Source organism: Staphylococcus auricularis, assembly GCF_001500315.1.
Lineage (GTDB): Bacteria > Bacillota > Bacilli > Staphylococcales > Staphylococcaceae > Staphylococcus > Staphylococcus auricularis.
Window position 1 is genome coordinate 23,433 of sequence record NZ_LLER01000018.1, and the last position, 17,967, is coordinate 41,399.

At 37.7% G+C, this 17,967-nt stretch carries 22 protein-coding genes and 1 riboswitch; of the genes, 1 reads left to right on the forward strand and 21 read right to left on the reverse strand.

What is annotated here, in order from left to right:
- Nucleotides 1-64: 64 nt before the first annotated feature.
- From thiE to APS80_RS08690, 6 genes are all read right to left on the reverse strand, one after another.
- Nucleotides 65-700: a thiamine phosphate synthase gene (thiE, locus tag APS80_RS08665; RefSeq protein WP_059107876.1), complete on the reverse strand. Its 636-nt coding sequence runs from the start codon at nt 698-700 to the stop codon at nt 65-67.
- Nucleotides 700-1,488 (reverse strand): hydroxyethylthiazole kinase, encoded by a 789-nt coding sequence (gene thiM, locus APS80_RS08670; RefSeq protein WP_059107936.1) that lies wholly within the window; start codon nt 1,486-1,488, stop codon nt 700-702. Before thiM ends, thiE begins: the two co-directional genes overlap by 1 nt.
- Entirely contained in the window at nt 1,481-2,302 is an 822-nt protein-coding gene (gene thiD / locus APS80_RS08675) for a bifunctional hydroxymethylpyrimidine kinase/phosphomethylpyrimidine kinase (protein ID WP_059107877.1), read from the reverse strand. The genes thiM and thiD overlap by 8 nt, the downstream gene beginning before the upstream one ends.
- Nucleotides 2,295-2,984: a thiaminase II gene (tenA, locus tag APS80_RS08680; RefSeq protein ID WP_059107878.1), complete on the reverse strand. Its 690-nt coding sequence runs from the start codon at nt 2,982-2,984 to the stop codon at nt 2,295-2,297. The genes thiD and tenA overlap by 8 nt, the downstream gene beginning before the upstream one ends.
- 69 nt (nt 2,985-3,053) lie before the next feature.
- A riboswitch (TPP riboswitch) is annotated at nt 3,054-3,151 on the reverse strand.
- 181 nt (nt 3,152-3,332) lie between these two features.
- Complete coding sequence (locus APS80_RS08685; protein ID WP_059107879.1) at nt 3,333-4,082, reverse strand: transglycosylase family protein; 750 nt, start codon at nt 4,080-4,082, stop codon at nt 3,333-3,335.
- A gap of 440 nt (nt 4,083-4,522) precedes the next feature.
- Entirely contained in the window at nt 4,523-4,954 is a 432-nt protein-coding gene (locus APS80_RS08690; RefSeq protein WP_059107880.1) for a single-stranded DNA-binding protein, read from the reverse strand.
- Between the two features lie 192 nt (nt 4,955-5,146).
- On the opposite strand from APS80_RS08690, the gene APS80_RS08695 reads away from it, so the two are divergent.
- Nucleotides 5,147-5,590 (forward strand): YwpF family protein, encoded by a 444-nt coding sequence (locus APS80_RS08695; protein ID WP_059107881.1) that lies wholly within the window; start codon nt 5,147-5,149, stop codon nt 5,588-5,590.
- A 121-nt stretch (nt 5,591-5,711) separates the two neighbouring features.
- On the opposite strand, the gene fabZ is transcribed toward APS80_RS08695, so the two are convergent.
- The 15 genes from fabZ to APS80_RS08770 all read right to left on the reverse strand — a co-directional run bounded on the left by fabZ (nt 5,712) and on the right by APS80_RS08770 (nt 17,966).
- Complete coding sequence (gene fabZ, locus APS80_RS08700) at nt 5,712-6,152, reverse strand: 3-hydroxyacyl-ACP dehydratase FabZ (RefSeq protein WP_059107882.1); 441 nt, start codon at nt 6,150-6,152, stop codon at nt 5,712-5,714.
- A gap of 48 nt (nt 6,153-6,200) precedes the next feature.
- Nucleotides 6,201-7,469, reverse strand: a complete 1,269-nt coding sequence (gene murA, locus APS80_RS08705; protein ID WP_059107937.1) for a UDP-N-acetylglucosamine 1-carboxyvinyltransferase — start codon at nt 7,467-7,469, stop codon at nt 6,201-6,203.
- Between the two features lie 102 nt (nt 7,470-7,571).
- Nucleotides 7,572-7,805 carry a DUF1146 family protein gene (locus tag APS80_RS08710; RefSeq protein ID WP_059107883.1) on the reverse strand — a complete coding sequence of 78 codons (234 nt, stop codon included), beginning with the start codon at nt 7,803-7,805 and terminating at the stop codon, nt 7,572-7,574.
- A gap of 173 nt (nt 7,806-7,978) precedes the next feature.
- Nucleotides 7,979-8,386: a F0F1 ATP synthase subunit epsilon gene (locus tag APS80_RS08715; RefSeq protein ID WP_059107884.1), complete on the reverse strand. Its 408-nt coding sequence runs from the start codon at nt 8,384-8,386 to the stop codon at nt 7,979-7,981.
- 20 nt (nt 8,387-8,406) lie between these two features.
- A complete protein-coding gene (gene atpD / locus APS80_RS08720; protein ID WP_059107885.1) occupies nt 8,407-9,819 on the reverse strand; it encodes a F0F1 ATP synthase subunit beta in 1,413 nt (470 codons plus the stop codon).
- A gap of 21 nt (nt 9,820-9,840) precedes the next feature.
- Entirely contained in the window at nt 9,841-10,707 is an 867-nt protein-coding gene (gene atpG, locus APS80_RS08725; protein ID WP_059107886.1) for an ATP synthase F1 subunit gamma, read from the reverse strand.
- 31 nt (nt 10,708-10,738) lie between these two features.
- Complete coding sequence (gene atpA, locus APS80_RS08730) at nt 10,739-12,250, reverse strand: F0F1 ATP synthase subunit alpha (RefSeq protein ID WP_059107887.1); 1,512 nt, start codon at nt 12,248-12,250, stop codon at nt 10,739-10,741.
- A 27-nt stretch (nt 12,251-12,277) separates the two neighbouring features.
- On the reverse strand, nt 12,278-12,811 hold the full coding sequence (locus APS80_RS08735; RefSeq protein ID WP_059107888.1) for a F0F1 ATP synthase subunit delta: 534 nt from the start codon (nt 12,809-12,811) through the stop codon (nt 12,278-12,280).
- Nucleotides 12,811-13,332 carry a F0F1 ATP synthase subunit B gene (locus tag APS80_RS08740; protein ID WP_059107889.1) on the reverse strand — a complete coding sequence of 174 codons (522 nt, stop codon included), beginning with the start codon at nt 13,330-13,332 and terminating at the stop codon, nt 12,811-12,813. The genes APS80_RS08735 and APS80_RS08740 overlap by 1 nt, the downstream gene beginning before the upstream one ends.
- Nucleotides 13,333-13,426: 94 nt before the next feature.
- A complete protein-coding gene (atpE, locus tag APS80_RS08745) occupies nt 13,427-13,639 on the reverse strand; it encodes a F0F1 ATP synthase subunit C (protein WP_002510315.1) in 213 nt (70 codons plus the stop codon).
- Nucleotides 13,640-13,678: 39 nt separating this feature from the next.
- A complete protein-coding gene (atpB, locus tag APS80_RS08750) occupies nt 13,679-14,398 on the reverse strand; it encodes a F0F1 ATP synthase subunit A (RefSeq protein ID WP_059107890.1) in 720 nt (239 codons plus the stop codon).
- A gap of 20 nt (nt 14,399-14,418) precedes the next feature.
- Nucleotides 14,419-14,772: an ATP synthase subunit I gene (locus tag APS80_RS08755; RefSeq protein WP_059107891.1), complete on the reverse strand. Its 354-nt coding sequence runs from the start codon at nt 14,770-14,772 to the stop codon at nt 14,419-14,421.
- 155 nt (nt 14,773-14,927) lie between these two features.
- Entirely contained in the window at nt 14,928-16,058 is a 1,131-nt protein-coding gene (gene wecB, locus APS80_RS08760) for a non-hydrolyzing UDP-N-acetylglucosamine 2-epimerase (protein WP_059107892.1), read from the reverse strand.
- A gap of 20 nt (nt 16,059-16,078) precedes the next feature.
- Nucleotides 16,079-16,708 carry a uracil phosphoribosyltransferase gene (gene upp, locus APS80_RS08765; protein ID WP_059107893.1) on the reverse strand — a complete coding sequence of 210 codons (630 nt, stop codon included), beginning with the start codon at nt 16,706-16,708 and terminating at the stop codon, nt 16,079-16,081.
- A 16-nt stretch (nt 16,709-16,724) separates the two neighbouring features.
- Entirely contained in the window at nt 16,725-17,966 is a 1,242-nt protein-coding gene (locus APS80_RS08770) for a serine hydroxymethyltransferase (protein WP_059107894.1), read from the reverse strand.
- Nucleotide 17,967: the final 1 nt, after the last annotated feature.

Here is a 17,967-nt window from a genome sequence, read left to right on the forward strand (position 1 = left end):
AGGCTTCATTTTATCATAATAAGAGGCAAGTAGAAAACAAAAAATGGATAATTATGTTCTATTTTCATTTTTGTAAAAATTTCTGTACAGTTTTCGTCACATTTTCACTACGTGTAATGGCTGAAATCACTGAGATACCATCTGCACCTGCCTCAAGTACTTGATCGTAATTCTCCGTAGTGATGCCACCGATACCAACGATCGGTAAATCTTGAACGTATTGTCTCAATTCTGGAATCATTTCAGGACCGACAGGCGCTTCTGCATCAGCTTTAGAAATCGTCGTATACATTGGTCCAACACCGATGTAATCCACATGCGACAGATCGGATTGTTGGTACTCCTCTACATTTCCGACACTCAAGCCTATGATTTTACCTTCAAATTGTTCAGCAAACTGAGCTACTTCAACATCATCTTGTCCCACATGTATACCATCTGCATCAATCGCCTTCGCTAAGGCTACATCATCATTAACGATGAATGGGACATCATATTGATGACATAGTTGTTGTAATGCTTTCGCTTCGTTTACTTTCTCCTCCCCGGTCAATGAGCCTGGGCCTTTTTCTCTATATTGAAATAGTGTAATGCCCGCTTCTAATGCTTCAGTCAATATATCTTTGAGTGAGGTATCACTCACGACATCTTGCGTACCGGCAATAAAGTATAAACGCAACTGTTTACGATTAAAAGCCATTAAATCACTTCTTTCTTAAGCTGTTGAGCCACATCTTCAGATGTAATGTGATAGAGCGCATCCATTAATGCAGTTAAGAAGCTACCAGGTCCTTGATCGTCGGTATGTTGTTGTGCGTGTTCTGCAGCGATATTGTACACACCGACTGCTTCAACCAATGTCTCTGCGTCAGGATTTGTTTCACGTTGTAAGAATGCCGCAACGACTGCACCTAACAAACAACCAGCACCTGTGATTTTCGCCAACATCGGTGAGCCGTTAGAAAGTTTAATCACTTGGCCTTGATGTGCAACTACATCATCTTTCCCAGTCACTACGATGGCTGTATTGAATGTTTCGTGTGCTTTTCGTGCAATTTCAACTACGTCTAGATCATCGGCACTTTCTGTCCCTTTCATTGTCGTTTCACTATCGATTAATGTTTGAATTTCAGAAGCATTGCCTTTAATTACAGCAACATCAATTTCATCTAAGAACTGTGCACTAAAGGCTTTACGATATTGAGAAGCACCTACAGCGACAGGGTCGAATACAATCGGTGTACCTTTTTGATTTGCTGTACGTGCAATACTTAACATATCTTTTGCACGACCTTCAGTAATCGTACCTATATTAATGACAAGTCCACCTGCAACCCCAAAGAAATCGGCTGCTTCTTCAGGTGCCTCGCTCATCGCAGGACTTGCACCTAAGCTTAACAATCCGTTAGCTGAAAAATTTTTAACGACATCGTTGGTATAACAAACCACGAGTGGATTATTTTCTCTTAATATTTCTAAATTACTCATCATCTAAACCTACTTCCTTCATATATGCAAAATGATTCACCGGACCTCTACCTTGGCCAATTTCAGGCGTATGTTTAATGCTAAGTGAGATAAAGCGTTTTGCTTTTTTCACAGCATCATAAATAGAACGTCCTTGGGCTAATTCAGCAGTGATCACAGCTGAGAATGTACAGCCAGTGCCATGCGTATGTGGTGTATCATAACGAGGTTCTTCAAATGTAAAGACATCATCTTTTGTGAAGAGATAATCTGTCGCTTTCTCATCATCACCCATATGGCCACCCTTAATCACAACACCTTGGCTTCCAATCTCTTTTATAAATATTTTACCCGCTTGGTAGATAGAAGATTCATCTGTAATATTAAGATTTGTAATTTCTTCAGCTTCAGGTAAATTAGGTGTCGCAACCATGGCATGTGGTAATAAAATATTTTGAAGATGTTGTTTGGCTTCATCCTCCATGAGTGAATCTCCACTCTTCGCTAACATGACAGGATCGATAACATATGGTATTTCAGGATGATCTTTAATATAACTTTCGACGAGTAACATCATATCTTTAGAAGCAATCATCCCTGTTTTTAAAGCTTGAGGTAATTCATCGTCGTAAATGCTTTCAAGTTGTTCTCTCAACCACTCAATATCTAGATTGTGGATGTGTTGAACCCCTTTTGTATTTTGCGCCACAATACTCGTAATCGCAGCCATGCCATACACGCCACAAGAGTGGAATGATTTCAAATCAGCCATTACGCCTGCGCCACCAGTAGGATCAGTACCTGCAATTGTTAATGCAATTTTAGGTTTATTCATGGTCTTGACCTCCAAACTCCCAAGATTCTTGGTTGTAAGACATTGCGAAGAAGTTACGTTCGTGAACCGTACTTTGAAGGAACGCTGCTTTCACTTCTTCTTTTTCAGTATCTGTCATTTGTGCTGTTAATTGATCTAAAAGTTGATCAAAGACATCAACGAGTTCATCCATTTCAGTGCTGTAGAATTCAAACCATTTTGAGAGCACAGAATCTTTATTTAGTGCATCGTCTTTAAGACCTTGTTGCCCAATCACTTGATATACATATGGGCAAGGTGCCATCGCTGCAATCGTATAAGCAGCATTTTCTTTCGCAAACGCATTGAAATACATATGTTTAATGTAGTGATCTCCAGAAGGTGGCCAAACTTTTTCATTCACGATAGATTCGTAAGGTTCTTCTACATAAGAAGCAAGTATCTCATGCGCTTCAACTTCACCATCTACGATAAATTGGATTTGTTCAACTAGGAATTTTACATCTTCCAATCGATCTACTTTAGGTATAATCAATGCGTAAAGATTCGCAAATTCTTTCAAATAAGAGGCGTCCGCTTTCAAATAAAAACGTACAGCTTCTTTCGGTAAATCCCCTTTTAACATGCCTTGAATATATGGATCATGATAAATCTCTTTAATCAATGGTTGTGCAGCATCTTTTAATTCTTGTGAAAATGACATATCTTTTTCTCCTCCTAAAAAAACTACATCCACGCAGGAATGTAGTTTCAGGCAAAAATGTGTCATCATTCGCTCCGAAGACTACTTTCCTACGTTGGTACTAACCAAATCAGGTCATAAGGGTCTGATTTTCATCATCTCAGCAAAATGCTCCCCTAGTAGTTATCGTATTTGTCTTTAACATAACAAAAGCAGTTATTAAAAGCAAAAATATAAGCGCATACATTGATGAATGTATAATAAGATAATACTTTTATTTCACTTCATATCAGACTAATTAAAGGCATAAAAAAAGTGAGGACGATGTTCGTCCTCACTTATCTTTTCATTATCTTAATCTAACTGAGATTATGCAGTTACCCATTGTGTAGGGCCAGCAGTGTTGTATAATTTAACAGCAGCTGCGTCTTGTACATGTTCTGGAGCTTCTGCAGGAGAAACACCTTGGTATTCAGCTGGTGCTACTGAATCCCATGTAGATTGTAAGAATTGGTATTTACCAGCTGCGCCTGATGAAGGGTTAACAGCTGTGATGTCGCCGCCTGATTCACGTTGAGCGATTTGTTGTAAATGACCATTTACGTTAACTGAAGAACCAGATGAAGCTTGGCTGCTTGAGTTGTTTGATGATTGAGTTGATTGTTGTGGTTGTTGCGTTGATTCAGTTTGTGGTGCAGCTTGTGCTTCTGGTTGAACGTTTTCAGATTGTTGAGTTGATTGTTGTTGAGTGTTTTGTTGTTCACTTTGTGCAGTGTAGTTTTGAGTTTCTACATTGTTATTTGAAGTAGCTTGGCTAGTAGCTGCTACATCGTTGTTTGATTCAGAAACGTTGTTTGAACCAACTTCGATACCGTATGACCAGCTCCAAGTTTGGCCGTCTGATTCAAAGTGATAAGGCACACCATTGTAAGTGAAGTCATAGTTATATGAACCTTCATGTAATGGGTGTTGGTTTAATTCTTCAGAGTTTGATTGAGCTAATTGTGCTAATTCTGCTTTGTTAATTCCTTCTTCTGATGCATCTGCTTGTTGACCAGTTACTAAACCAGTTACGCCTAATCCTAGTGCTAATGTTGAAGCAAATACTGTTTTTTTCATTATTTATAAATCCTCCTATTTAGGTAAGTTTTTTTCTCTTGTTATTTACAAGTAATACTATAACATCATGCAAAAGTTCGTAGGTTACAGCGAAATAAAAAAAAACAGGAGATTCTTTACATGCGGATTACATGCATAAGCGCTTGTAATATATACCTTTCATTCTTTAGTGACTGTCGTGCTCCCCTTTTATGTATTATATATAAGAAAAATCTATGTAATATCCCTGTAATTTATCACATAATTCTGCCCTGTTTAGGGGACCAATTTTACCTTTTAAAGGCCTTATTTTTTTAAAATCAACCCTTTTTCACCCATAAAATATAAAAATCAAGGGCTATTTTCCATAAATAATTGAAATTTCATGGAAATCAGCCCTCATGAGTATAATGATTAGTAGGATGGATTAATGAAATTGTTTAAAGATGGATAAAGGGAGTTTAGATTCGCTCTATTGAGTCAATGTTTTTAAAAGGAATTAAATGTTCGATAGAAATATCTTCTTCGTGTTCAACATTAAAAGTTGCAGCGTCTTGCATAGGGCTGGTCTGCTTGTCTGGTTTAGAAGATAAAAATTTAATCTTTTCAACGTATAATTCCGAAACAAAGTGTGTTTGGTCCTCTTTTTCAAATGTGCGAGAATGCATTTGACCAGTGATTCCAACAAGTGAACCCTGTTCCGTAAACGTTGCAATATTATTTGCAATACGACCAAAAGCTTTACAGAACAAAAAATCGACGGGGCGCTGTTGATCTTTGTCCTTGTAGTTACGTTCGACTGCTACACAAAATGTAGCAAATTGCGTGTCCTCCTTTTCTATGAATTTAGGGTCTTTCGTTAATCGACCCACGATTACAATTGTATTGACCATATGTCACCTCCTTTGATTACTCATATCTTAATCAATCTACTTATACTGAGTCAAAACGCACTTTTACAAGAATTTTATAAGGTCGGTTCTATAAAATATGAAAATTCCCACCTTCATGGTATAAATTGCGTTATAATGAGTACATAAATTAATATATGGTATATTTTCAAAATATGGATTGGAAGTGAGATCATGAAAACATTTAAAGCTGTAAGATTTCAAATCGTGGCAAGTAACGGCTCAGTCACCGAGTACGAGTTGCAAGACGGAGTCATTATCAACTTAGAAAATAGTGGACCTGGCTGGTTATTAGAAGTGGTTATTTCTAACAATCACTATGAACAAATGAAACAGTACTATGAAGATGAAACACTGTTAGAAATTCGTGTTGTCATTACACGTCCTGCGAATGATCCCGCATTATTCGATGCTACGATTAAACATATTAAAAAATTAGAATCTACCATTTCTGTCATTTTTGAATGCCATATCTATACGTTAAGACAAGTCTATGCTGAAAGTTTATTAGAACAATTAGTAGATGATGGACTTACAGGTGAAGAACTTAAACAATCGTTTGTCCGTATGATGCAATCGAAACCCCGTCTTAAAGCAGAAAAAAATGAAAACAAATAAAAAAAGGACAATGTGCCAATCTTGATGGATACCTATCACTAAACACATCTCATGTTTGATTCGTATCCTCAGTGGCGCATTGTCCTTTTATTTAATCGTACATTTTAATGATATGGACGATTTATTGCGGATCTTGTAATGCGAAAGTAAGTTCACAGCTACAAGCTAATTCGCCGTCGACTGTTGCTTTTGCACTACCTTTACCGATAGGTCCTTTCATTTTAGTAATTTCTACATCTAAGCGTAATGTATCCCCAGGAACGACTTGGCGTTTAAAACGGCATTTATCAATACCAGCAAATAACGCAAGTTTACCTTTATTATTTTCAGTATTTAATAATGCTACAGCCCCTGTTTGAGCTAACGCTTCCGTGATGAGTACTCCAGGCATCACTGCATATTCTGGGAAATGCCCTTGGAAAAATGGTTCATTACCAGACACTTGTTTAATGGCTGTACAACTTTGGCCTTCTTCGTACTCAACCACTTTATCTATTAATAGAAATGGTTGTCTATGAGGGATAATTTCTTTAATTTGATTGTAGTCAAAAATCGTTTCCATATTAATAACCTCCAACACTTACTTTAATATTTTCTTGTGATGCGCTCATTATTGAGAAACGCGTTTAATATCTGCGCCTAAATCTGCCAGTTTATGATGGAAATTAACATAACCGCGATCTAAGTGCTGCAGTTCTGTGACTTCTGTTGTACCTTCAGCAACTAATCCTGCTAAAATCAATGCAGCAGCTGCACGTAAGTCGGTCGCTTTTACTTGAGCACCTTGAAGTTCACTTTTACCTTCTATCTTCGCAGTTCTACCTTCCACAGAAATATTCGCATTCATTCGTTTAAATTCTGCTACGTGCATAAATCTGTTTTCAAACACTGTTTCAGTCATCAATTTGTGACCTTCTGCTGTGAGTAATAAAGCCATCATTTGAGACTGCATGTCTGTTGGGAAACCTGGATGTGGTAATGTTTTAACATCCACAGGTTGCAATTCATCTGGAGCTGTAACTCGGATTGCATCATCTTGATCATCCAATGTCACGCCCATTTCTTCCAATTTATAAGTAAGGCTCTTCATATGTTCTTTAATTGCGCCTTTAACAAGAATATCTCCACGTGTAATCGCGCCAGCAATTAAGAAGGTACCTGCTTCAATACGGTCAGGAATAATTGAATGTTCTACGCCATGTAAGGTATCTACCCCTTGGATCGTAATGGTATCTGTACCTGCGCCTGTGATATTACCGCCCATTTCATTGATGTAATTGGCTAAATCAACGACTTCGGGTTCTCTTGCGACATTTTCAAGTACTGATTTGCCTTCTGCTAAAGAAGCAGCCATGATGATGTTTTGAGTTGCGCCCACACTAGGAAAATCAAGGTGAATCGTTGTACCTTTTAAGCCACCTTTAGCTTCAGCGTAGACGAAACCATTTTCCATATGAATCTCTGCACCTAATGCTTCGAATCCTTTCAAGTGTTGTTCAATCGGTCTTGCTCCAATTGCACAACCACCAGGTAAGGCTACTTTCGCATGTCCTAAACGTCCTAATAATGCCCCCATCACTAAGATGCTGGCTCTCATTTTACTAACGTATTCATAAGGTGCTTCTTCATATAATTCTTGTGTCGCATCCACTGTGACTGTACCTGCAGCTTGATCATATTTCACATCTGCATTTAAGTTTGAAATCACATTATTGATCGTATCAACGTCGCTGAGCGCTGGGACGTTTCTCAATACGCTTGTGCCTTCTGCTGCTAGTAATGAAGCAGTCAATACGGGTAAAACGGCATTTTTTGCGCCTTCAATTTGGACTTCCCCCGTGAGTTTATGTCCTCCATTGATCACGATTTTATCTCTCATATCCATCTAAAATCCTCCACTTTATATCCTTTAAATCATTGCCTTTCTTAATAAGTTCTAAACAATTATATCTTTAATACAAATCCATGAAAAGTATTTGAATTACTGAAGTATATATTTTAATTGAGTTGAATATTGTAAAAGGTCTACAAGGAAATTACTTACTGCAGTTCCAAGTAAAATGGCGAAGAAAATCATGCACACTTGAACTTGTAACGCATATCCCTTTTTAAAAAGTTGATCTAATCTCAATGCATTTAACGCCCAATAAGCGACACATATACATAACACATGTAACACCAAATGGACGATCGCAAATTGACTTAAATATTCCATGTTCGTATCTCCTCGTTTATTCACTGTACTTTTATTTTACATGAATTAAATCATAACTTCTAATGAATGCGATGGTAACTATAACAGAGAAGATGATTAAATTAATGAAGACATAAAAAAAGATTGAAGCTAGTAAAAGCTTCAACCTCTTTACTAACTTCAATCTGACTTGCTTATACTAAGTTTGCAACACGAATTCGGTTATTCGCACGTGCTAAAGCGCGTTTCGCTCTTTCGATGTCACTATTTTCATCATCACTATTTAAGTGAGATTCTGCTCTTGACTTAGCCAATTCTGCTCTAGCTACATCAATTTCGTTCGCAGGTTCTGCAGTTTGGACAATGATTGAAACTTTCTGTTGTCTAATTTCAACAAAGCCATCACTAACTGCGAGATATTCAGAGCCATTGTCTAAACTAACTTTGACATAGCCCATATTAAGTGCTGCTACTGTTGGAATGTGCCCTTTCATGACACCAAGTTCTCCGGCTGTTGTTTTTAACACAGCGAGTACAACATCTTCACGTTCATAAACAGAACCATTAGGAGTGACAACATTTAAACTGAATACATTATCCATTATCTTTACCTCCTAATTTATTAGACTTCAACACCCATATCTTTAGCATTTTCAAGTACATCTTCCATGCCACCACAGAGACGGAAAGCATCTTCAGGGATATGGTCATATTTACCATCTAAGATAGCTCTGAAGTCTTCAACTGTTTTACTTACTGGTACATAAGAACCTTTTTGACCAGTAAATTGTTCCGCTACGTGGAAGTTTTGTGATAGGAAGAATTGAATACGACGTGCACGGTCAACGGTTTGTTTGTCATCTTCAGATAATTCGTCCATACCTAGGATAGCGATAATATCTTGTAATTCTCTATATTTTTGTAAAGTAGATTGTACTTCACGGGCAACATCGTAATGTTCTTGACCAACAATTGATGGTTCTAACGCTCTTGAAGTTGAAGCTAATGGGTCAACGGCTGGATAAATACCCATTTCTGTTAATTTACGTTCTAAGTTTGTTGTCGCATCTAAGTGAGCGAATACGGTTGCTGGCGCAGGGTCAGTATAGTCATCGGCAGGAACGAAGACTGCTTGGATTGAAGTAACTGATCCTTTTGTTGTTGAAGTAATACGTTCTTGTAATTGTCCCATTTCTGTTGCTAATGTAGGTTGATAACCAACGGCTGATGGTAAACGACCTAGTAAGGCAGAAACTTCTGAACCGGCTTGTGTGAAACGGAAAATATTGTCGATGAATAACAATACGTCTTGTCCTTGTTCATCACGGAAATATTCAGCCATTGTTAAACCAGATAAAGCAACACGCATACGTGCGCCAGGTGGTTCGTTCATTTGTCCGAAGACCATGGCTGTTTTCTTGATTACACCACTGTCGCTCATTTCATAGTACAAGTCGTTACCTTCACGTGTACGTTCACCTACACCGGCAAAGACTGAAATACCACCGTGTTCTTGAGCGATGTTGTTGATTAATTCTTGGATTAAAACGGTTTTACCAACACCGGCACCACCGAAGAGTCCAACTTTACCACCTTTAATATAAGGTGCTAATAAGTCAACAACTTTAATTCCTGTTTCTAAAATTTCAACTTGAGTTGATAATTGATCAAACGCTGGCGCTTCTCTATGTATAGGGTCACGTCGCGCAGAATCATCAAGTTTATCTTCTAAATCAATTGTTTCACCTAGAACGTTGAAGACACGTCCTAAAGTTTCGTCTCCGACTGGTACGCTAATGCTATTACCAGTATCTTTGACTTCGTTACCACGTTTAACACCATCAGTTGAATCCATTGCAATGGTACGAACAACGTCATCGCCTAATTGTAAAGCTACTTCTAAAGTTAAAGACACTGTTCCGTCTTCTCTTTCAACATCGAGTACTAAGGCGTTATTAATATTAGGCACTTCGTTATGTTCAAAACGAACATCAATGACTGGACCCATAACCTGTGTTACACGGCCTACTCCCATGTTTATTTCCTCCTTTAATCGTTATTCAAGTGCTGCAGAACCACCGACTATTTCAGTGATTTGTTGCGTGATTTCTGCTTGACGCGCACGGTTGTATTCTAATGATAAATCATCAATAAGTTCTGTCGCATTATCAGATGCATTTTTCATCGCTGTCATACGTGAAGCATGTTCACTCGCTTTCGCATCTAATATCGTTCCATATATTAAGCTTTCCACATATTGCGGTAAAATCACACTTAATATAGATTCTTTGTCTGGTTCAAATTCATAAGATGACATTTGACCTTGTCCTTGACTAGAATCTTCTGGAGATAATGGAAGAACCGTTTTACTGCTTGGTTTAGATTCTAGTATATTTACGAAGTGATTATAGTAGATTTTAAGTTCATCAATATCTTCGTTATTGTACATATCGATCGCTTTTTTAGCTAATGTTTGAATTTCGTTGAAAGACGGTTGATCGGGTACTTGTAATAAAGTATCACGAATTTCGTAGTCTCTGTGTTCGAGGAATTCAACGCCTGTACGACCGAGTACTAATAATTCGTATTCATCTGAACTTTGATGTCTTTCGTTAATATCATTAATTAAAGTTCTTAAGATATTTGCGTTATAAGCGCCTGCTAAACCTCTATCACTCGTAATTACTAAATAGCCGACTTTTTTAACATCACGTTGTTGTAGCATTGGATGATTACTATTTTTACTTGCGCCTGCGACAGCTGTGATCGCATCTTGCATTTTTTCCATATAAGGTCTAAATGATTTTGTGTTTTCTTCAGCTCGACGCAATTTAGAGTTAGAAACCATGTTCATCGCTTTTGTGATTTGCTTCATTTTTTTCGTTGAAGAAATACGACTATCTATTTCCTTTAGAGATGCCATTATCTCACCACCTTTGTAATTACTTTAACGACTAGTCTTCTGATTTGCTAAAAGTTTCTTTAAAACGACTAAGTACTGAATCGAATTTATCGCTTTCTGGAAGTTTACCAGAAGTTTTAATTTCGTTTAATAAATCGCTCGCATTTGATTTAGCCCATTGATTTAACTCACTTTCAAAGCGTGTTACATCTTTTGTAGGGATATCGTCTAAATAGCCATTTGTTAAAGCAAAGATAATCAATACTTGATTTTCTACAGGTAGTGGTTGGTTTTGATCTTGTTTTAACACTTCAACTGTACGTTCACCACGTGCAAGTTTTTGAGTTGTGTATTCGTCAAGGTCAGAACCGAACTGTGCAAATGATTCTAATTCACGATAAGAAGCTAAGTCTAAACGTAACGTACCGGCAACTTTTTTCATCGGTTTGATTTGTGCTGAACCACCGACACGAGAAACAGATTGACCTGCGTTGATCGCTGGTCTTACACCTGAGAAGAATAAATCAGATTGTAAGAAGATTTGTCCATCTGTGATAGAGATTACGTTAGTTGGTACGTATGCTGAAATATCGCCTGCTTGAGTTTCGATGATTGGGAGTGCTGTGATTGAACCACCGCCAAGTTCATCGTTTAATTTCGCAGCTCTTTCTAACAATCTACTGTGTAAGTAGAAGACATCACCTGGGTAAGCTTCACGGCCTGGTGGTCTACGTAATAGTAATGACAGTTCACGATAAGCAGCGGCTTGTTTAGTTAAGTCGTCATAAACAATTAATACGTGTTTACCGTTGAACATGAATTCTTCACCCATTGATACACCGGCATATGGTGCGATGTAAAGTAATGGTGCTGGTTGTGCTGCTGATGCTGAGACAACAATTGTGTAGTCTAACGCACCTTGTTGACGTAATTTTTCTACGTTCGCACGTACAGTAGATTCTTTTTGACCAATAGCAACATAGATACAAATTGTACCTTGGTCTTTTTGGTTTAAGATTGTATCGATTGCGATTGTTGTTTTACCAGTTTGACGGTCACCGATGATTAACTCACGTTGACCTTTACCGATTGGTACTAATGCGTCGATCGCTTTAATACCAGTTTGTAATGGGTCTTCAACTGATTTTCGATCCATAACACCTGTTGCTTTTTTCTCAACAGGACGTGTTTTTGTCGTATTCACTGGGCCTTGTCCATCAAGTGGTTGACCTAATGGGTTAACGACACGACCGATTAATTCATCTCCTACTGGTACCTCCATGATACGACCAGTACGTTTAACTTCATCGCCTTCTTTAATGTCGGAATATGGTCCTAAGATAAGAACCCCAACATTAGATTCTTCTAAGTTTTGAGCTAGGCCTAGTACGCCGTTACTAAACTCTACTAGCTCACCAGCCATGACTTCGTTAAGACCGTGGATGAGGGCGATACCGTCACCAATTTGTAGGACCGTACCTACGTCGGTAACTGACATTTCCGTCTCATAGTTTTCGATCTGTGAGCGAAGTAATGCGCTGATTTCTTCAGCTTTAATGGCCATCAATGTCACTCCTTTTTGATTTATTGTTTATCTAAGCATTTGTTGTTTCATATTTTTTAATTCGTTCTCGATACTTGCATCCATGACTGTTGTATCCACTGTGATACGTACCCCGCCGATTAATGAAGGATTGATTTTGTTTTCAATCATTACTTTGTCGAGATTTGTACGATCTTTAATCACATTTTCAATCTGTGTCAATTGCTCGTCTGACAATTCGTATACAGATTCGACAACAGCAGTGTCTTGATTATAGTATTTGTTATATAAACTATTAAAAACCTCAAACACTTTGCCAATGATGCTTAAGTGACGATTGTTCGCTAGAACCATAAACATGTTGTACAAGTATTTATTGGCACCACCAAAAACAATGCCTACAAAACGGTAGCGTTGTTCATTTGTCTGTTGAGGGTTTTGATCGATTGCTTTGAACTGTGAAATGTAGGGTTGTACGCTTTCGTTAATCGCACTGAAATCCTCGTACATTTCTTCTAAAGTGTTAGTGTCTAATGCGACATCAAATAATGCTTTTGCGTATTTTTGTTCGATGTTTGCCATTATTTATCGCCTGCCTCTTTGATATACTTATCAACTAAGGCTTTTTGATCTTCTTCAGAAATTTCTTTGTTTAACACTTTAGCTGCAATTGAAACTGACAGTTGTGAAATTTGGTTGTTGATATCCGCAAGTGCGCGTTCTTTCTGGCTGTTGATTTCATTTTGTGCAGTTTCAATCATACCGTTTGCACGCGTATTTGCTTCGTGAATGATTTGTTCTTGTTGTTCACGTGCTTGTAATTTTGCGTCTTCTAATATTTTTTGCACTTCTTGTTGTGTTGCTTTTAATGTTTGGTTGTTTTCTTCTTCAAGCTTTTGTGCATTTAGTTTTGCTTGTTCAGCGTCATCGATATCTTTATTGATATCATTTTGACGTTGATCCATGATGTCTTTTAACGGACCCCATGCGAACTTTTTCAAAAGCGCAAGTAAAACTAAGAATGTGAAGAGGGTAATAATCATTGTGCCCCATTCTACATTAAGGTTTGCACCAAGCACGAATGTATTTATCGTCGCAGTCAATTACTTAGACACTCCTTTCATTCATTATGAACGTAATACTTATAGATAAAACGAACGGCGAAAGCCTATTGACTTCGCCCTTTCTAGTGTGTAATTACATGAACATTACGATGAATGAAATTACAAGACCAAGGATTGGTAATGCTTCGACTAAACCAATACCGATGAACATAATTGACATTAATTGTCCGCGTGCTTCTGGTTGACGTGCTACACCTTCAACTGTTCTAGATACAATAAGACCGTTACCAATACCAGCACCTAATGCTGATAAACCAATTGCGATTGCTGCTGCGATTAAATTCATTTAAAAATCCTCCTAATATAATGTTTATTTGTAACTTAATTAATGGCTCTGTACTTTATGAGACATGTAAACCATTGATAGCATAATGAAGATATATGCTTGGATGGTACCGATAAAGATAGAGAACGCTTGCCAAGCGATTAAGCCTGGTATACCGATGATCCAACCCCATGAGGCGTGTTCAAAAACAAGCCCTGCTAATAATCCTAGTAGGAGCTCACCTGCAAAGATATTACCAAATAAACGAAGACCTAACGTCAACGTTGAAGTAAACTCTTCGAATAAGTTAATTGGTAATAAGAAAATCGGTTTAGTATAGTTGTTCACATACTGTTTCTTGGTACCCATTTTCAGTCCATAGAAGTGTGTTAATAACACTACCAATGTAGACAACGTTAAAGTAACAGTGGCATCTGCTGTAGGAGATTTCCACCAGGTGTCTCCATTCACAATTATAGCAAATGGAAGTCCTAACATGTTACCCACGAATATGAATAAAATCAAAGTAACTGCTAGGAAATGAAATTGGCCACCTTTGGACCAAGCCATGTTACTCTCAATGATTCCTCGAACGAAATCGAAGACCCATTCGATGAAATTCTGTTTACCTGATGGCCGCTTTTGTAAGTTTCGTGTACAGATAATAGCTATAACAAAAACGATAAGCGCTGTAACAACCATCATCAGAATCGATGACAAGTTAAACACGATGTCTACACCAAAGAGATTCCAACTCACAGTAGGTTTTCCGTGATCCATATTCACACCTCTTTCGTAACTTATTTTTCTCTATGTAACCATGGTCTTATCACCATTAATACATAAGAAATCATTAAACCGACAACTACACCAAAAATATTCATACGAGATCTGAAGACTAACCATATAATACAAGCGAGAAGTGTAATCAAGTATCTCCATACACTACCTGTCGAAATATGTAACGTATCGGATCTTTTCGCCTTCATTAAATAGTATTCAAACGTGTACGTATTTAACATGGAACCGATTGTACCGACAATTAATCCTAATATAAATGGTGAGTTTGTGAAAAAGTACACAATAATCAGCACAATAACTGCATAGATATAGTACTGAATGTATTGCTTAAAAATGATGTTGAAAGGTTTCAAAAAATGTGCCTCATTTCATTGTTAAATCCACAAATAAAAACCGTTCCACTCATACATTTTCTATCATAATATACGTGATATTCCGTGTCAATTCTATTCAAATAGTTGTGATAAATTCTTTTAAAAACCACATTTTTGACTTGAATATCAATCGCTTATGTAAAGGGTAACGGTTTTTTATCTATTAAACAAAAGAAATATTTAATATTTTCACAAATGCGTCGAGATGCGAACCCATCTCCATATGGATTCGTAGCACTACTCATTTTACGATAGATTTTTTCATCATTCAATAGCAATTGTGTGGCATCATAAACTGAGGCTTCTGAAGTCCCTACAATTTTCAGCGTACCGGCTGCAACCCCTTCAGGTCGTTCAGTCACATCGCGAAGCACGAGCACGGGTTTACCTAATGAAGGTGCTTCTTCTTGCACACCACCTGAATCTGTAAGAATCAGATAAGCTTGATTTGCGAAATTGTGAAAATCAACCACATCGAGTGGATCGATTAAATGAATGCGTTCATGTTCTCCTAAATATTGCTGCGCTAACGCTTGTACTTTAGGATTCTTATGAACTGGGTATACGACGACGACATCTTCATGGTCTTCAACAATACGTCGAACCGCTTTAAAAATGTGTGACATCGGTTGCCCAATATTTTCGCGTCGATGTGCAGTTAATAATATGACCTTCGATTGCTGATATTGAGAGATAATGCTGGAATGATAATGTCGGGTTATCGTCGTTTGCATTGCATCAATGGCTGTATTACCTGTCACGACGATCGTTTTTTTTGACTTGCCTTCCCTTTCAAGATTACTGGCAGCATTATCGGTAGGAGCAAAATGTAAATCTGCCATCACTCCTACCATCTGCCGGTTCATCTCTTCAGGAAATGGTGCCCGTTTGTCCCATGTTCGTAGTCCTGCTTCTACATGACCGATAGGGACTTGATTATACATGGCCGTCAAACTACCGGTGAATGTCGTCATCGTATCCCCGTGGACTAATACCATATCTGGTTTTTCCTGTTGCATTACTTGTTCTAATTGAGGAACAACTGAAGCAGTGATTTCAGATAAGGACTGATTGGGCTTCATGATATCTAAATCATAGTCAGGTACAATATTAAATTGTTGTAGCACAGTATCTAACATTTCTCGATGTTGTGCAGTGACAACAACGATGGGATCTAACATTGAATCCGCTTTTAATGCTTGTACAAGTGGTGCCATTTTAATCGCTTCTGGCCGCGTGCCAAAAACTGTCATTATTCTCTTCATGTGCTGCAACTCCTACATGATTATTTTGTACCGAATAATCTATCGCCTGCATCACCTAAGCCTGGCGTAATATAAGCTTTGTCGTTTAATTTTTCGTCTAATGCTGCGATATAGATGTCTACATCTTCATGTGCTTTTTGTAATGCTTCTACGCCTTCAGGTGCAGCAATTAAGCACATAAATCTAATGTTTTTAGCACCGCGACGTTTGAGTGAATCGATCGCTGCGATTGCTGAACCACCTGTCGCTAACATCGGATCAACGACGATGATTTCACGTTCTTGAATATCTTGTGGTAGTTTAACAAAATATTCTACAGCTTCTAGTGTCTGTGGATCGCGGTATAAACCGACGTGTCCCACACGTGCTGCAGGAACTAGTGTTAAAATACCAGATGTCATACCCAAGCCTGCTCTTAAGATAGGAACGAAAGCGAGTTTTTTACCGCTCAATCGTTTTGCTGTCATTGTAGTAACAGGTGTTTCGATTTCAACGTCTTGTAGCTCTAAATCTCTAGTGACTTCATATGCCATGAGCATACCAACTTCATCTACAAGCTCTCTAAATTCTTTCGTACCTGTATGTTTATCTCTAATATAGCTTAATTTATGTTGTATTAATGGATGATCAAAAACGTGAACTTTACCCATTGTTAAATGCCTCCTACTATGGTTGATATAAAGGATGTTTTGTTGTTAATGCTTTCACACGTGATTTACCTTCTTCGATCGCATCTTGATCTTCTGGATTTTTAAGTACTAGGCTAATGATTTTACCTACTTCTTCAAAGTCTTCTTCTTTGAATCCACGTGTCGTAGCTGCTGGTGTACCAATACGTAACCCACTTGTAATGAATGGTTTTTCTTCATCAAATGGAATCGTATTTTTGTTACATGTAATACCGACTTCATCTAAAGCTTCTTCGGCTTTTTTACCAGTCACACCTGTAGAACCTTTAACATCAACTAAAACTAAGTGGTTGTCTGTACCACCTGAAACGATGCGGAATCCTTCATCAGCTAACGTTGATGCTAATGTTTGTGCGTTTTTTATGATTTGTTGTTGATATGTTTTAAATTCAGGTTGTAACGCTTCGCCAAATGCGACAGCTTTTGCTGCAATAACATGTTCTAACGGACCACTTTGTACGCCAGGGAAGATTTTTTTATCAATATCTTTTTTGTACTCAGATTTGCATAAAATCATACCGCCACGTGGGCCTCTTAATGTTTTATGAGTCGTTGTAGTAACAAAATCAGCATGTTCTACTGGATTTTGATGTAAACCTGCAGCAACTAAACCAGCAATATGCGCCATATCTACCATTAATTTAGCACCGACTTCATCTGCAATTTCTTTAAATTTCGCAAAATCAATTTCACGTGGATACGCAGATGCACCAGCTACAATTAATTTAGGTTGATGTTCCTTCGCAATTTCTAACACTTTATCATAATCGATGTATTCACTTTCTTTATCGACTTCATACTCAACAAAGTTATAGAATTGACCACTGAAGTTGACTTTTGAACCATGTGTTAAATGACCGCCATGGTTTAAGTTCATACCTAATACTGTATCCCCTTGTTCAAGTACTGTAAAATAAACAGCCATGTTTGCTTGTGAACCTGAATGTGGTTGAACATTGACGTGTTCAGCATTAAAGAGCTCTTTCGCACGTTCAATGGCTAATGTTTCTGATTCATCAACAAATTGACAGCCACCGTAATATCTGCGGTTCGGATAACCTTCTGCATATTTATTTGTAAGTACTGAACCTTGTGCTTCCATCACTGCTTTTGAAACAAAGTTTTCAGAAGCGATTAACTCGATATTATTATTTTGACGGTTAAATTCTTTCTGAATGATTTCATAAAGTTTAGCATCTTGTTCTTGAATATATGACATT

Coding starts and splice junctions, on each gene's coding strand:
- thiE (WP_059107876.1), bottom strand. CDS start 700: ATGGCTTTTAATCGTAAACAGTTGCGTTTATACTTTATTGCCGGTACG.
- thiM (WP_059107936.1), bottom strand. CDS start 1,488: ATGAGTAATTTAGAAATATTAAGAGAAAATAATCCACTCGTGGTTTGT.
- thiD (WP_059107877.1), bottom strand. CDS start 2,302: ATGAATAAACCTAAAATTGCATTAACAATTGCAGGTACTGATCCTACT.
- tenA (WP_059107878.1), bottom strand. CDS start 2,984: ATGTCATTTTCACAAGAATTAAAAGATGCTGCACAACCATTGATTAAA.
- APS80_RS08685 (WP_059107879.1), bottom strand. CDS start 4,082: ATGAAAAAAACAGTATTTGCTTCAACATTAGCACTAGGATTAGGCGTA.
- APS80_RS08690 (WP_059107880.1), bottom strand. CDS start 4,954: ATGGTCAATACAATTGTAATCGTGGGTCGATTAACGAAAGACCCTAAA.
- APS80_RS08695 (WP_059107881.1), top strand. CDS start 5,147: ATGAAAACATTTAAAGCTGTAAGATTTCAAATCGTGGCAAGTAACGGC.
- fabZ (WP_059107882.1), bottom strand. CDS start 6,152: ATGGAAACGATTTTTGACTACAATCAAATTAAAGAAATTATCCCTCAT.
- murA (WP_059107937.1), bottom strand. CDS start 7,469: ATGAGAGATAAAATCGTGATCAATGGAGGACATAAACTCACGGGGGAA.
- APS80_RS08710 (WP_059107883.1), bottom strand. CDS start 7,805: ATGGAATATTTAAGTCAATTTGCGATCGTCCATTTGGTGTTACATGTG.
- APS80_RS08715 (WP_059107884.1), bottom strand. CDS start 8,386: ATGGATAATGTATTCAGTTTAAATGTTGTCACTCCTAATGGTTCTGTT.
- atpD (WP_059107885.1), bottom strand. CDS start 9,819: ATGGGAGTAGGCCGTGTAACACAGGTTATGGGTCCAGTCATTGATGTT.
- atpG (WP_059107886.1), bottom strand. CDS start 10,707: ATGGCATCTCTAAAGGAAATAGATAGTCGTATTTCTTCAACGAAAAAA.
- atpA (WP_059107887.1), bottom strand. CDS start 12,250: ATGGCCATTAAAGCTGAAGAAATCAGCGCATTACTTCGCTCACAGATC.
- APS80_RS08735 (WP_059107888.1), bottom strand. CDS start 12,811: ATGGCAAACATCGAACAAAAATACGCAAAAGCATTATTTGATGTCGCA.
- atpE (WP_002510315.1), bottom strand. CDS start 13,639: ATGAATTTAATCGCAGCAGCAATCGCAATTGGTTTATCAGCATTAGGT.
- atpB (WP_059107890.1), bottom strand. CDS start 14,398: ATGGATCACGGAAAACCTACTGTGAGTTGGAATCTCTTTGGTGTAGAC.
- wecB (WP_059107892.1), bottom strand. CDS start 16,058: ATGAAGAGAATAATGACAGTTTTTGGCACGCGGCCAGAAGCGATTAAA.
- upp (WP_059107893.1), bottom strand. CDS start 16,708: ATGGGTAAAGTTCACGTTTTTGATCATCCATTAATACAACATAAATTA.
- APS80_RS08770 (WP_059107894.1), bottom strand. CDS start 17,966: ATGTCATATATTCAAGAACAAGATGCTAAACTTTATGAAATCATTCAG.